Genomic DNA, 13,948 nt, shown 5'->3' on the forward strand with positions numbered 1-13,948 from the left:
AATGTTTCCAAATAAGGAAATTAAAGGATCTGTGGGAAAAAAAGATTTTTGACTATTCTACAAATACACCCATCGAACAGAATTTATCAATTCTCTGATCAATTCGTTTTTCGGGTTTAATTTTATCCAATTCTTTTAATGCTTCGAGGATAGTATGCTTGATGGTCAGGGACATCTTTTTCATATCCTTATGTGCGCCTCCAAGAGGTTCTTCAATGATTCCATCTATCAGACCATTGCTTTTCATGTCCGTAGCAGTCAATTTCAAGGCTTCTGCCGCCTGTTCTTTATAATCCCAACTTCTCCACAGGATGGAAGAACAGGACTCAGGAGAAATCACCGAATACCAAGTATTCTCCAACATATAGACTTTATCTCCAATTGCTATTCCCAAAGCACCACCCGAGGCACCTTCACCGATAATGATACAGATAACCGGTACTTTGAGCATAAACATTTCCTTTAGGTTTCGAGCAATTGCTTCACCCTGTCCCCTTTCCTCAGCTTCTATGCCTGGAAATGCGCCCGGAGTATCAATTAGGGTTACGATAGGCTTACCAAATTTTTCAGCCATTTTCATCAGCCTCAAAGCCTTTCTATATCCTTCGGGATTGGCCATTCCAAAATTGCGTTCCTGTCTTTGTTTGGTATTGCGGCCCTTTTGCTGGCCAACAAACATAACCGTACGACCATCAACATCACCAAGACCGCCGATCATGGCTTTGTCATCTTTTACCGTTCTGTCTCCATGGATTTCTATAAAATCATTGGTGATTTCATAAATATAATCAAGGGCATAAGGCCTATCTGCATGCCTGGACAATTGTACCCTTTGCCACCTCGTGAGATGTTGGAACGTTTCTTTTTTCAAAGTCTGAATCTTTTCTTCCAAAGACTGAATATCTGTAGTCAAATCAATGTTTCTACCTTTGGCTAAATCTTTCATTTCCTGAAGCTTAAGCTCCAAATCAGCGATTGGTTTTTCAAATTCTAATAGCATACTCGGTTTTTTTGACTGAGGCAAAGATAAAAAGAATATTGCGAAGAAAAATTATTTGTATGTAAACACCAAAAAAGAAGAGAAAGGATGGCCTAATTTCGGGTTTCATTCCGAAAAAGAGAAATTTATCAAACTGAAATTGAGGCAAATAATGTAAGGGCTCATATTTTTTTTAATCCTTTTTTGCATTAATACTTCAATTGGCTACCTTTGCGACACTTCAAAAGAGAAGGTTTTAAAGGAGTGGTAGTTCAGCTGGTTAGAATGCCTGCCTGTCACGCAGGAGGTCGCGGGTTCGAGTCCCGTCCATTCCGCATAAATTTTATTGATCTTACAGTATTGGAGTGGTAGTTCAACTGGTTAGAATGCCTGTCCCGATACATCGGGAAGGTCGCTGGTTTGAATCTCACATTCAAATAGAATTAAAAACAACACGGAGTGGTAGTTCAGCTGGTTAGAATGCCTGCCTGTCACGCAGGAGGTCGCGGGTTCGAGTCCCGTCCATTCCGCAAAAGCCTTGGGTTATTCCAAGGCTTTTTTTATTTTAATTGAATAAGTTTGTGAGATTTTAATTTTTTTTGCCAGATAGCTTCATCTGCCAATTCCACGAATCCCTCAGAGAATCTTCCAAAGAATACTTGGCTTCCCAACCCAAAACTTTGTTGATCTTATCTGTATTGGCCCAAACTTTTTCGATATCACCTGATCTTCTTGGACCGATTTCATAATTCAATTTTTGACCACTTACTTTTTCGAAAGTCTGGATGACTTCCAATACGGTATTGCCCCTTCCTGTTCCAACATTGAAGATATCGTAAAAATTAAGTTTCTGAACGGATAAGTATGCCAATGCTTTCACATGTGCATCCGCCAAATCCATTACATGGATATAATCCCTTACACAGGTACCATCGGTCGTATCATAGTCATTTCCAAATACTGTTATTTTCTCCCTGATTCCCGCAGCTGTCTGAGTGACAAAAGGAATCAGATTTGCCGGAACTCCTATGGGTAATTCCCCGATTTCAGAACTGGGATGTGCGCCCACCGGATTGAAGTAACGCAAAGCTACAATTCTTGAATCCACACCACTCAGAATAAAATCCCTAAGAATATCCTCACAAATCTTCTTCGTGTTACCATAAGGACTCTCAGCATCCTGTCTTGGGGTAGATTCTGTAACAGGCAACTCTTTTGGTTGGCCGTAAACAGTACATGAAGAGGAGAAAACAATGTCTTTCACCCCAAATTTAGACATGGTTTCCAGAAGAATCAGCAATGAATCAATGTTATTGGCATAATATTTCAATGGCAACCTGGTACTTTCACCCACTGCTTTAGAAGCTGCAAAGTGAATCACTCCGGAAAAATCATTTTCAAGAAATACCTTTTCGACTCCGGACCTATCCAAACAATCCACCTCATAGCAGGTAATTTCCCTGCCACAAATTTTATTCAAGCCTGCCAATGCTGATTTTTCGGAATTGGAAAAATTGTCAATGATAACAGGTTCAAAACCTGCATTGATCAATGCCACAGCGGTGTGGGAACCTATATAACCTGCCCCACCTGTAATTAGTATTTTTTTCATAATGCTTAAAATTAAACTACAATAATAATAGCTTGATCTCAATCTCAACGGATTAAAGTAAAGAATCCACTTATTTCCTTGGTTTCAGCTTGCCCGTTCACATTCATTTCCAAAAAGATCAAATACGTATATGAACCTATTGGTGCCTCTTGTCCATTTACCAATCCATCCCAACCTGAATCCCCGCTATAGATCAAATTACCCCATCTGTTCAGCACTTTCAAAGTAAAATTGACATTACAATTGGAAACAGGGCCATACAAACCGTCCAATGGATTGAAACCGGTCGGCATCCTGACCTGAGGTTCTTCTTCCACCATCTCTCCCAGGCCATTGCTGATACATCCTCTGCTGTCTTGAATACTGATATTATACACTCCTCGGGGAATCCCTTCTAAGGTCAGTCCCCTGGAATTGTCATATTGCCACAAGTAGGTATATGGTCCAATACCTTCCACAGAATTCACGATCAATTCCCCGTTGGATTGTCCCGGACAACTGGGTTTGAGAACCCTGATATCCGCTACTGCAGGCATTGGGGAATCAATTTTGAAATTCACAGGTAGGTTGCAACCGTTGGCATCTGTGACCACAAAAGCATAATCTTGACCCTCCAACTCTGAAAAGGTAATCTGATTATTATTGATTATTGCCTGAGGATAATCTATGGTATAAGGGCCGACACCACCGGTAATTTCCAGTACTTCTCTTCCATCTGCCCTACCAAAACAGGAGGTAGCAATTGTTTCCAATTCCCTAAAAGAAAGTAACTGAGGTTCTTCAATTACTATATCCTCGAGCAAAACGGAGCATCCAAAAGAATCCGTGACCTGTACCGAATATGAACCTGATGATAAATTGCCAGCAGTATTTGAATTTAAGCTTGATTGATGGCTCCAGGTATAGGTATAGGGAGTTTTGCCTCCCGTGACATCTAGATTTATGCTCCCAGTGTTTTCTCCAAAACATAACACATTATTCAAATCCAACACAGCAGCCGTTAAGGCTGAGTTAATGATCACCTCCAATTTCGGGGAAGTTCCTTCGCACAGATCATCAAAAAGGCTGAATTCCCTGTACCATATTTTTCCTGTTACTCCCGGATTGGACCATTTTACCTCCACAACACTTTGGTCATTGGGCCCAACAATCTCACCCTCCTCAATAAACCATTCAAAGCCTCTGTTATTGAATTTTTCGGCTACGGTATACTCATAGATTTGCTCAGGATCAAAACAAATTTCCACTTCTCCGCTTGGAATTCCTGCATCTATCAAAGGATTAATCACAACATTTAAAGTGATGGGATCTCCAGGACATCCTTCTGAATTATAAGGAATGACTATAACCTGAGCGTTTGGATTTGCAGGTCCCCAAACTATTGTGACCTCTTTTTTCTCTTCGTCCACCTCAATTATTTCTCCTCCGACAACATCCCAATCTACCTTGGAAATAACTTCATCTGATAAAAAAGAATAGGTCAATTCCTCTACCAATGGACAGGCCTTGGTGATACCTGCAATTTCGCCATCAGTATTTTCAACCTGAACTTTAAAAACCACCTCCTGCTGTTCATCACAGCTATTTTCACTTACAGCAGCAATAACCTTTATTTCATATTCCCCTATTTCAGAATAAATATGGGTCACCTCTTTACCTATTTTAGTTTCACTCCCATCCCCAAAATCCCAAATAAAATAAGTGAAAAGTTCATTTTCAGGGAGAATTTCCCAGACACCTTCTCTTTGATAACAAGCAACCCTGTTTCCCACTAATTCGAATTCATAGGAAGACTCCACTTCGAAATTAAGATTGTCCAAGCTGGCACCTACCGCATAACCGTAGGATTCTATAAATCCAAAACCATACACATAGGCAATTAAGCCTTCCGGATTCCGGAGATTATGGACTCCTTGACTTATTCCTACCCTGGAATAAGAAAATTCGGGATTTTGCGGAATTACATTAAACTGGTTACCAATATTTCTACCATCTAAAAATGTTTGATCTTTTGCATCCGTCTTTATTACGATATTGACATAATGACTGGTTATGGAGGGAAGCTGCAGGGCATTAAAAGTAATATTTCTTAACAGTTGCTGATTGGGACTATATGAAATCATAAATGGATCTCCATCCTGATAAAAAGAACCGAGAGGATTATTACAGCCCTGGCTTTTGGCAAAAACCGTAACCGAGGAAGGTTTGTCCGTTTCGATGCCAGCTATTTGGTCCTCTTCAAAGTTTAAAGAAATAAATTTCCCGGCATTAATTGTTCCGATATTTTTTCCATCCACCAAAACATTTGTATTATCCTCAGAGGCTAATATTTTGACCAATTCACCGGAAGATCTTCCTGAAAGAGGGATATGAAAAAATTCAGTTCCCCAGGTATTCACAGGATAAGTCTGTTGAAAAAGGTGATCGTTGGCCTGACCACAATCACCAACGCTGGTCCATTTATTTCCGCCAAAAACAGCTATATTTTTACATTCATCAACATTTTCTCCAACAACCCTTACTCTTGAACCTGTCAGGTCGCCTCTGGCTTTCAATTGGTAGCTTTGCCCTCTATTCAAAGTAATTTCAAATGGAAGACCGGCCGGCCTGCCGTTTACAGTGAAAACCGCCGGAGTAATTTCAATCCTGGTGTTGTTTTCAACTCCCACTACAAGCAGAGTGCTTTCATTGTTTACATTGGCATCATAATTCACCTGAGCGGTCATGGTTTCAAAATGGGAAGTGATATAGTAGTCTTTTCCAAGGGTAGGTAGTGGCAAAATTACAGTGCCATCTGCTGATCTGAACCTTTCATTGAATGCATAAACAGAAACATTTCCAGTTGAAATAATATAAATACCTTTGCTTTCCACTTGGCCGGAAGTTCGGTGAAGCATATCCACGTCATCAATATTGTGCATAAACTGCTGTCCGGGACTGAGGTTGAAGCTAAGCGTCCTTCCCCCATATTGCAAAGTACCGCTAGCATTTTCACTTGCAGTAATCACAACTACTCCCCTATCAGGGGCATCTGGAGGCACCCCGTTATTTTCCATGAAACCGAACCAAAATTCCTTGCCAACAGTGGTGACCTGGGCACTCAACTGAATTGAAAAAATAACCTGCAATACTGCAATAAAAGAGGAGACGGCCAGGAATTTAAATACTCTCATCAATAAACTGAATTTAATGCCGTTAAATTAAAATAATCTTTTGGGTATAAAAATTAATTTTGAGTGAAATACAATTTTCTTTCTATAAGTTGTTGAATTCAATAAATCAAAACCATTTTTTTGGGTTTTAAGTATTGATTTTGAAATATTGACCTAAATTAGGATTTTAAATCTTTGACGAAGAAATCAAGCTGAATGCTACGCTGGTCCGTAAATTTTTTCTAACCTGCCAATTCTCAAATAATCGTCTGGAAGAAAATTGTTTTTTTGACTGAAATCAGATCAGGAGTTCATACAATCCATAAAAATAAATTTTAATTTTTATGGATTTCCTTTTTACATTATAAATCAGATACATATATTTAAAAAATTAAAGTAGTACTTCATTAATTTTGAATCACCCAAATCCAAAATAATTCTGCTCAAGATGCGGTATTGTCTCACGCTTGACCTGAAAAATGATCCTGAATTGATTGCTGAATATGAGTCTTATCATCAAAAGGTTTGGCCTGAAGTTGTACAAAGCTTTTATGATTCAGGGATTTCAACTATGGAAATTTACAGGTGGGAAAATAGGTTATTCATGATTATTGACGCAGAAGAAGATTTTACTTTTGAAAAAAAAGCAAGGGCTGATGCCGAAAATCCCATAGTTCAGGAATGGGAAAGCTTGATGTCCACATACCAAGAGAAACTTCCGGGCGTTAAAAATGATGAAAAGTGGCAATTGATGAAAAATATATTTAAAGTTTAAAGGAAAAGAATTTTTACTATTTTTGGTTAAAGTTATAATTTAAAGCCGTGCCGTACAAAGAAAGAGAAATAGAGAAAAAATACTACTCCATCGGAGAAGTTGCCAGCATTTTTAAAGTTGCGCCTTCACTTATCAGATATTGGGAAGGGGAATTTGATATCATCAAACCCAAAAAAGATAAAAAAGGAAACAGACGTTTCACCAAGGATGATATAGAAAAAATCAGGTATATCTACCAATTGGTGAAAATCAAAGGATATACTTTGCAAGGGGCGCAGGAAGTCCTCAAAACCGGTCATGAACAAGTTTTTGACAAGGCTACCATGGTAGACCGGTTACATCAGATCAAGAGATTTTTAATGGAAATCAGAGATACCATGCATGTCAAAGCCGAATGAAACGCAACACCATGAATTGGCACTCAGTCTCATTCCTCAGATAGGTCCTGCGGTCTATAGAAATATAATTGCTTATACCGGGTCTGCCTATAATTTTTTGGAGCTTCCAAACGGAAAAGCGGCAAAAATCCCAAGAATCAGTCAAAGGCTCCTCTCCTGGCGAAAGGAAAAAACCTCCTTCCTGAAAAAAGCAGAAGAGCTTTTGGAAATCTGCTTGAAAAAGAACATTCAGGTAATCACCATTTCAGATCCTCAATTTCCCCAAAGACTCAAAAGCCTAGAAGATATGCCTATGGTGATTTTCAGCAAAGGCTTGTCTGATATGAACCCTAAAAGAACTTTGGGAATAGTCGGTACCAGAAACGCTTCTGAATATGGCAGAAACATCACCAGAAAAATCATAGAAGATGTCGCGCCTTATAACCCGACTATCATCAGTGGTTTGGCCTATGGAATTGATATAGAAGCCCATAAAGCTGCCCTACAATTTGACCTGCCCACCTTGGCAGTATTGGGCTCATCTCCTGACCAAATATATCCCTCTATCCATAAGAATACCGCACTCTCCATGCTGGAAAAAGGTGGATTGATCAGTGAATTTATGCCGGGAAGTGAGATGCACCCGACCAACTTCCCCAAACGCAACCGGATAATTGCAGGCCTTTCAGATGCTTTGATTGTAGTAGAAGCTGCCAAAAAAGGCGGGGCTTTGATTACTGCCGAAATCGCGTATAGCTATAATAAAGAAGTGTTTGCTGTTCCCGGAAATCTTCAATCTACCTACAGTGAGGGGTGCAATAACCTCATCAGAACCATGAAAGCTTCCATTTTTACAGGTTTGAAAGACCTTGAAGAAGCATTGTCCTGGTCCAAAGAAACCAATGGAGTGGAAACAAAAAATAAAAACGAGACCATTCAGGATCTGGACAGTATAGAAAAAAAGATCTATGAAATACTTGTTGAATCCAAAGAGCTTGAAATTGACCAGTTGGCTTTCCGGATGGAATTGCCACTTTCAGTTTTGGCATCTAAGCTTTTGAATATGGAGTTTCAAGGCATAATCCGGGCAATGCCTGGAAAAAAATATAAGGTAGTATAGTGATTGATAATTAAAATCCTACCGCCCATCCCAAGATTTACATGTAGGGTAAATTGAAAGCAAAAAACCTCCAAATCACATTCTGATGATTTGAAGGTTTTTATTTTAAAATCTATTTATTCAGTCTACCTTTTTCCCATCTTCGGCATCATACCTCCAAGAGCCTTTTGGGGACCGCCCATTTTGTTCATCTGCTTCATCATTTTTCGCATATCCCCAAATTGTTTCATCAGGTTATTGACTTCTACGATAGATCTTCCACTGCCCGAGGCAAGTCTTTTTCTTCTGCTGCCATCGATGACATCCGGGTTTTCCCTTTCCAATGGAGTCATGCTTCTGATGATGGCTTCAATCGGTTTGAAGGAATCGTCATCAATATCCAAACCTTTCATGGCCTTACCCATACCCGGTATCATTCCCATCAGGTCTTTGATATTTCCCATTTTTTTGATTTGTTCCAATTGGGAAAGGAAATCATCAAAATTGAACTGATTTTTACGGATTTTGGCATTGATTCTTTTGGCCTCATCTTCATCAAAGGATTGTTGGGCACGCTCCACAAGGGATATCACATCACCCATTCCCAGGATTCTTTGGGCCATTCTATCAGGATGGAAAACATCCAAGTTTTCCATTTTCTCGCCGGTAGAAATAAACTTGATAGGCTTGTTGACCACGTGTCGGATGGAAATGGCGGCACCACCTCTGGTATCACCATCCAATTTGGTCAGGACCACCCCGTCAAAATTCAGTCTTTCATCAAAGGTCTTGGCAGTATTGACAGCATCCTGACCCGTCATGGAATCGACCACAAAAAGTGTCTCAGATGGGTTCAAAGCTTTTTTCAAAGCTTCAATCTCCTGCATCATCTGCTCATCCACTGCCAATCGGCCTGCAGTATCAACAATGACTATTTTCTTGCCTTTTTGCTTGGCATAGGCCAAGGCATTATTGGCAATTTGAATGGCATTCTTATTTTCAGGTTCTGCATAGACCTCCACGCCAATCTGTTCTCCCAACACCTTCAACTGATCGATCGCAGCAGGTCTGTAAATATCACAGGCTACCAACAGAACCTGTTTTCCCTGCCTTTTGAGGTAATTGGCAAATTTTCCGGTAAACGTTGTCTTTCCTGAACCCTGAAGACCTGAAATCAAAACCACTGCAGGATCACCTTTGACATTGACATCTACCTTGCTGCCACCCATTAATTTGGTCAACTCCTCTTGGGTGATTTTCACCAATAATTGACCTGGCGAAACAGCAATCAACACATCTCTGCCAAGAGCTTCCTCTTTGATTTTGTCGGTTACCTCTTTGGCTACTTTATAGTTGACGTCAGCATCAATCAAGGCTCTTCTGATTTCCTTGACAGTGGTGGCAACGTTTATTTCTGTTATTTTCCCTGTTCCCTTCAGGGTTTTAAAAGCGCGGTCTAATTTTGAACTAAGATTATCAAACATGTCTTCAATACTATTTGATGCAAAAATAGGAATTTATTTGGTACTAAAGTGGTATTCAATCCTGTGCTTGTACTTTTCACCGGGATTTAATCTGGCAGTTGGGAACGCAGGTTCGTTGGGAGAATTGGGGAATACCTGAGGTTCAAGGCACATTCCCATATGCTTGGTATAGGCTATTCCACCTGTATTGATGTTACCGTCCAGAAAATTCCCTGAGTAGAACTGAACTCCCGGGGCATCGCTGTACAATTCCATAAACCTACCTGAACCCGGGTGATATACCTCTGCCATTTTCACCAATTCACCGTCATGTTTTTCCTTGATCACATAATTGTGGTCATAGCCACCTGGTACTTGGGCTATTCTTTCACCTATGGTGTGGGCTTGGTTAAAATCAAAAGCTGTTCCCGCTACAGGAGCCAATTCTCCAGTGGGAATCAATTCATCGTTTACTGGAGTATATTTCGGCGCATGGATTACCAATTCATGCCCTAGAATATTTTCCTTTAAAGCGCTTAGGTTGAAATAGCCATGTTGGGTAAGATTGACAATAGTAGGCTTATCTGTTTCAGCACCAAATTCCACCAAAAGCTTATCGTCAGCAGTCAGTTCAAAAGTAAGGGTTGTTTTTAGATTACCGGGGTATCCTTCTTCCCCGTCCGGACTGAGGTAAGTCATTTTGACCTTCATGGAATTTTCACTTTCAACCATTTCAGCCTCCCAATGTTTTCTGTGGAAACCTATCAATCCGCCATGCAGGTGGTTATTGCCATTATTGGTAGCCAATTGATAAGTTGTACCATCCAATTCAAATTGACCATTTGCAATTCTATTGGCATACCTGCCGACAGAAGCACCCAAATACCCATTATTGGAATCATACCCATCCAGATTGTCATGCCCAAGGACAATATTTTCAGATTTTCCATCTTTATCAGGCACCATCAATTTGGTAATTAATCCCCCAAAGCTGGAAATTTCAACCTTGATTCCGTTTCCATTATCAAAAGTGAATAGTTTGGCATTTTTACCCGCTACAGGAACTTCCTGGATATTGACATTGAATTTGATTTCCTTTTTTTCCATTTCCTTGTTGTCAGATTTTGGTGATTGACAGGACCATATTGTCCCAAAAATTAATCCCACAGATAATGCTATGGGCAATAGATGCTTTCTTTTCATTTCAGTTTTATGGTTTGTGTTTCTTGTGAAAGTTTAAATTGCTATAAACTCTATTCCTCTTTCCTTCACCTATATAATCAGTCGAATTAGTATCTGTTCTTGTTTCTTAGCTCTGTTTCATCACCTCTACCCAACAAGGGCATGATCATAAACCTTCCGATCGTCTATCCGGATTCTTGTCTCTTGGTTCTAAAATCTCGCTTCTTTCCTAACATCCCTGACCGTAATAGGCATCTTTTCCGTGTTTTCTTTCAAAGTGCTTTCGGATAAGTGCATCTTTCAATCTTGGTGCATTGGGATTGATCTGTAGGGTAAGATAGGCCATTTTTGCTATCTCTTCCAAGACTTTACTGTTATAGACCGCTTTTGCGGCATCTTTACCCCAGGCAAATGGCCCATGGTTTCCTATCAGCACCATTTCCACCTCTTTGGGGCTCAGTTTCTTTTCTTCAAAACAATCCAAAATCTGTTGACCGGTATTGTGTTCGTAGTCACCTTGAATCAGATCATCTGCCATGGGAGGTGCACATGGAATGTCCACCGTCAGATGGTCAGCATGGGTAGTCCCGAATATCGGAATATCCAGTTGTGACTGGGACCAAGCCACCGCATAAGTGGAATGGGTATGACATATCCCTCCTATATGCTCCCAATGTTTGTATAAAAATGCATGTGTTTTGGTATCTGATGATGGCCTCATGGATCCTTCCACAATGTTATTGTCGAAATCCACAATGACGATATCCTCCACTTTCAAATCCTCATAAGGCACCCCACTCGGCTTGATCGCAAAAACCCCCTTTTCCCTATCCACCGTGCTGACATTGCCAAAGGTATACACCACGAGGTCGAGTTTTGGGAGTTGGAGGTTGGCTTGATAGCAATGATGTTTAATTTCTGAATATTTGCTCATATTTTTTTAAAAGTATGAAGGATGAGGGATGAAGGATGAAGGTTTGTCCCAACAAAGGACAGTGTCTATATTATAGTCTCTCTCCTGATTTTCTATAGATTTATTTGTTTTTACTTTTGCTTTATTAATTGCGGTTTTTCATTTTCAAAACAATTGAAACAAAAATGGCAGTGAGTTCTTTAGCTTCTTTAATATATATTTCAACATCAGCCCACTTCTTTTCATGAATCAGTTCTAACCATAACTCACTTTCATCAGCCTCTTCTATTACCACTCCCAATTTCGCTACAAACTCCTTATCGCTTCTACCCCTACTTGCCGCTCTATAATTTGAAGCCACTGAGGTACCACTTCTCACTAATTGGTTCCCAATAGCCCTTCCTGGAATAGTATTAGGCAATTTTTCAACTACATCAATTATTGCTAAAGCAAACTTTTTTGTTCTATCTTTCAAGTCATTGTTCATTTTTTCTTAAGTTTTTTTACCAACTTAATTTAAGAAAAAATGAAGATTAATGCTGAATTCCTCAAATATCATTCAATAAATGAATGAAAGGTTTTTCCAACTCTAATCCTACCTCCTTGAAATATATCACCATACCCTTCTTTGTCCTTCATCCTTGTAACCTTTCTCCATAATCCTTATTCCTTTCTCCTTCATCCTTTCTCCTTCATCCTTCAATTAGTTCTCCAAACCTTACGTACTCCCCATAAAGCTTCTCATAAACCGCCACGTTCTCCCCTATCGGCACATACACCTTATCAAACCCATTCCCCATCGCCTTGATGGCCGCTTGAGTATTGGGGTGGATGCCCGCAGCTACAGCCGCATACATTGCTGCGCCTAGGGCAGGGGCTTGATCTGAGGAAGCGACCTTGATGGGCATATTGAGTACATCGGCCAAGGTCTGCATGACCAAAGTGGACTTTTTGGCTACTCCGCCCAAACCGATCACATTATCTATTTTGACTCCCTCTTCTCTGAACCTTTCCACAATTCTTTTTGATCCAAAAGCAATGGCTTCAACCAAGGCTTTAAATACCCTAGGAGCATCTGAACCCATATTGAGATTCCTGATAGCTCCTTTCAAAGCTTGATTGGCATCCGGCGTTCTCCGCCCATTGATCCAATCCAAGGCTACAATGCTGGAATCGGCAACAGGTATAGCCATTGCTTCTTCTGATAATTTGACAATCAATTGATCTTCCAGTTCGGCTGTAAGTTTTTCTTTTTGCTCTTGATTAAGAGTTTTACTTTCTTCAATCATTTCCAAGGAAGGCTTCAGCAGCAAATTTTTGTACCAAGCCAAGACATCTCCAAATCCGGATTGACCCGCTTCTAAACCTATCGTGCCCGGGATCACGGAACCATCCACTTGGCCACAGATACCTGGAATCAATTTATCTCCAAGTGTCTCCTTATCTGTTACCATTATATCACAAGTGGATGTACCCATCACTTTGATGAGTGTATTCTCAGTAACCTCTCCTCCTACCGCTCCGGCATGGGCATCAAACGTGCCAACAGCGACCACAACATCAGTTGACAATCCCAATTTTGAAGCCCAAGATTCGCTTAGATTTCCGGCTACTTCATCCGAAGTATAGGTATCTGAATAAAGTCTGTCTTTCAGGTCTGCCAGATATGGATCAAACTTCCCAAGGAATTCCTTTGGCGGTAAACCGCCCCAGCTTTCATGCCACAAGGCTTTGTGTCCTGCAGCACATCTACTTCTTTTTAATGTCAAAGGATCCTTGCAACCAATCAATTGGGAAGTGATAAAATCACAATGCTCCATCCATGAAAACGCCGCTTTTTTGACAGCCTCATCTTCCCTGATCACATGCAGTATTTTGGCCCAAAACCACTCTGAGGAATAAATCCCACCTTCGTATTTGGTGTAATCTTCTCCTCCCCAAGTACGTGCAATATGGTTGATCTCATCAGCCTCCTTAATAGCTGTATGGTCTTTCCATAGGACCATCATGGCATTGGGGTTTTCAGAAAATTCAGGTTTAAATGCCAGAGATTGGGCATTTTCATCGACTGGCATAGGAGAAGATCCTGTGGTGTCCACACAGATTGCTTTTACCTGAGCAGGATCAATTCCTGATTTGGTAAGTACATTTTTTATCGTGTCTTCCAAGCCCTCTAAATGGTCTGAAGGATGTTGTCTGAATTGATTGGAAACTGGATTGCAATATTTACCGGCTTTCCATCTTGGATACCAAAAAACATCCTCAGAAAGTGTTTTTCCATTTGAAGTATTTACCAAAACTGCTCTTACCGAATCTGTACCGTAATCTAGACCAATGACATAATTATCGTTCATGTGTTAATAATTTTTACCAAACAGACATGTTTTAAAAAAAAA

Annotated in this window: 11 protein-coding genes and 2 tRNA genes; 5 read left to right on the forward strand and 8 right to left on the reverse strand. The window is 40.2% G+C overall.

The window, feature by feature from the left end:
* Nucleotides 1–52: 52 nt before the first annotated feature.
* Nucleotides 53–1,000: an acetyl-CoA carboxylase carboxyltransferase subunit alpha gene (locus B9A52_RS20775; protein ID WP_084122417.1), complete on the reverse strand. Its 948-nt coding sequence runs from the start codon at nucleotides 998–1,000 to the stop codon at nucleotides 53–55.
* 240 nt (nucleotides 1,001–1,240) lie between these two features.
* Here B9A52_RS20775 and B9A52_RS20780 point away from each other — a divergent pair.
* Nucleotides 1,241–1,314: transfer RNA gene (locus tag B9A52_RS20780), tRNA-Asp, on the forward strand.
* A gap of 121 nt (nucleotides 1,315–1,435) precedes the next feature.
* A tRNA-Asp gene (locus B9A52_RS20785) sits at nucleotides 1,436–1,509 on the forward strand.
* 59 nt (nucleotides 1,510–1,568) lie between these two features.
* Here the strand turns inward: B9A52_RS20785 and galE are convergent.
* Both galE and B9A52_RS20795 read right to left on the reverse strand, forming a co-directional pair.
* The gene (gene galE, locus B9A52_RS20790) at nucleotides 1,569–2,591 is read right to left on the reverse strand and encodes a UDP-glucose 4-epimerase GalE (RefSeq protein ID WP_084122418.1); all 1,023 of its coding nucleotides are present in this window, start codon (nucleotides 2,589–2,591) and stop codon (nucleotides 1,569–1,571) included.
* A gap of 44 nt (nucleotides 2,592–2,635) precedes the next feature.
* Nucleotides 2,636–5,764 (reverse strand): PKD domain-containing protein, encoded by a 3,129-nt coding sequence (locus tag B9A52_RS20795; protein ID WP_084122419.1) that lies wholly within the window; start codon nucleotides 5,762–5,764, stop codon nucleotides 2,636–2,638.
* Between the two features lie 427 nt (nucleotides 5,765–6,191).
* Between B9A52_RS20795 and B9A52_RS20800 the strand changes: the two genes are divergently transcribed.
* From B9A52_RS20800 to dprA, 3 genes are read left to right on the forward strand one after another with little or no spacing between them, the layout of a single operon-like run.
* The gene (locus B9A52_RS20800) at nucleotides 6,192–6,518 is read left to right on the forward strand and encodes an L-rhamnose mutarotase (RefSeq protein ID WP_084122420.1); all 327 of its coding nucleotides are present in this window, start codon (nucleotides 6,192–6,194) and stop codon (nucleotides 6,516–6,518) included.
* A gap of 47 nt (nucleotides 6,519–6,565) precedes the next feature.
* The gene (locus B9A52_RS20805) at nucleotides 6,566–6,916 is read left to right on the forward strand and encodes a MerR family transcriptional regulator (protein ID WP_084122421.1); all 351 of its coding nucleotides are present in this window, start codon (nucleotides 6,566–6,568) and stop codon (nucleotides 6,914–6,916) included.
* Nucleotides 6,900–8,015 (forward strand): DNA-processing protein DprA, encoded by a 1,116-nt coding sequence (dprA, locus tag B9A52_RS20810; protein ID WP_084122422.1) that lies wholly within the window; start codon nucleotides 6,900–6,902, stop codon nucleotides 8,013–8,015. The genes B9A52_RS20805 and dprA overlap by 17 nt, the downstream gene beginning before the upstream one ends.
* Before the next feature lie 125 nt (nucleotides 8,016–8,140).
* On the opposite strand, the gene ffh is transcribed toward dprA, so the two are convergent.
* The 5 genes from ffh to B9A52_RS20835 form a co-directional block, all read right to left on the reverse strand.
* On the reverse strand, nucleotides 8,141–9,478 hold the full coding sequence (gene ffh / locus B9A52_RS20815; RefSeq protein ID WP_084122423.1) for a signal recognition particle protein: 1,338 nt from the start codon (nucleotides 9,476–9,478) through the stop codon (nucleotides 8,141–8,143).
* Nucleotides 9,479–9,511: 33 nt separating this feature from the next.
* The gene (locus B9A52_RS20820) at nucleotides 9,512–10,660 is read right to left on the reverse strand and encodes an aldose epimerase family protein (protein WP_084122424.1); all 1,149 of its coding nucleotides are present in this window, start codon (nucleotides 10,658–10,660) and stop codon (nucleotides 9,512–9,514) included.
* Nucleotides 10,661–10,868: 208 nt separating this feature from the next.
* The gene (locus tag B9A52_RS20825) at nucleotides 10,869–11,573 is read right to left on the reverse strand and encodes an L-ribulose-5-phosphate 4-epimerase (RefSeq protein WP_084122425.1); all 705 of its coding nucleotides are present in this window, start codon (nucleotides 11,571–11,573) and stop codon (nucleotides 10,869–10,871) included.
* 124 nt (nucleotides 11,574–11,697) lie between these two features.
* Nucleotides 11,698–12,039, reverse strand: a complete 342-nt coding sequence (locus B9A52_RS20830; RefSeq protein ID WP_084122426.1) for a four helix bundle protein — start codon at nucleotides 12,037–12,039, stop codon at nucleotides 11,698–11,700.
* A 205-nt stretch (nucleotides 12,040–12,244) separates the two neighbouring features.
* A complete protein-coding gene (locus B9A52_RS20835) occupies nucleotides 12,245–13,906 on the reverse strand; it encodes a ribulokinase (RefSeq protein WP_084122428.1) in 1,662 nt (553 codons plus the stop codon).
* Between the last annotated feature and the right edge of the window lie 42 nt (nucleotides 13,907–13,948).

Origin of the sequence: Aquiflexum balticum DSM 16537 (assembly GCF_900176595.1) — a bacterium.
GTDB classification, from domain to species: domain Bacteria; phylum Bacteroidota; class Bacteroidia; order Cytophagales; family Cyclobacteriaceae; genus Aquiflexum; species Aquiflexum balticum.

Excerpts from the sequence above, each read along its gene's own strand:
- B9A52_RS20795 (WP_084122419.1), bottom strand. The coding sequence starts at position 5,764 with ATGAGAGTATTTAAATTCCTGGCCGTCTCCTCTTTTATTGCAGTATTG.
- B9A52_RS20800 (WP_084122420.1), top strand. The coding sequence starts at position 6,192 with ATGCGGTATTGTCTCACGCTTGACCTGAAAAATGATCCTGAATTGATT.
- dprA (WP_084122422.1), top strand. The coding sequence starts at position 6,900 with ATGTCAAAGCCGAATGAAACGCAACACCATGAATTGGCACTCAGTCTC.
- B9A52_RS20820 (WP_084122424.1), bottom strand. The coding sequence starts at position 10,660 with ATGAAAAGAAAGCATCTATTGCCCATAGCATTATCTGTGGGATTAATT.
- B9A52_RS20775 (WP_084122417.1), bottom strand. The coding sequence starts at position 1,000 with ATGCTATTAGAATTTGAAAAACCAATCGCTGATTTGGAGCTTAAGCTT.
- B9A52_RS20835 (WP_084122428.1), bottom strand. The coding sequence starts at position 13,906 with ATGAACGATAATTATGTCATTGGTCTAGATTACGGTACAGATTCGGTA.
- B9A52_RS20830 (WP_084122426.1), bottom strand. The coding sequence starts at position 12,039 with ATGAACAATGACTTGAAAGATAGAACAAAAAAGTTTGCTTTAGCAATA.
- ffh (WP_084122423.1), bottom strand. The coding sequence starts at position 9,478 with ATGTTTGATAATCTTAGTTCAAAATTAGACCGCGCTTTTAAAACCCTG.
- B9A52_RS20825 (WP_084122425.1), bottom strand. The coding sequence starts at position 11,573 with ATGAGCAAATATTCAGAAATTAAACATCATTGCTATCAAGCCAACCTC.
- galE (WP_084122418.1), bottom strand. The coding sequence starts at position 2,591 with ATGAAAAAAATACTAATTACAGGTGGGGCAGGTTATATAGGTTCCCAC.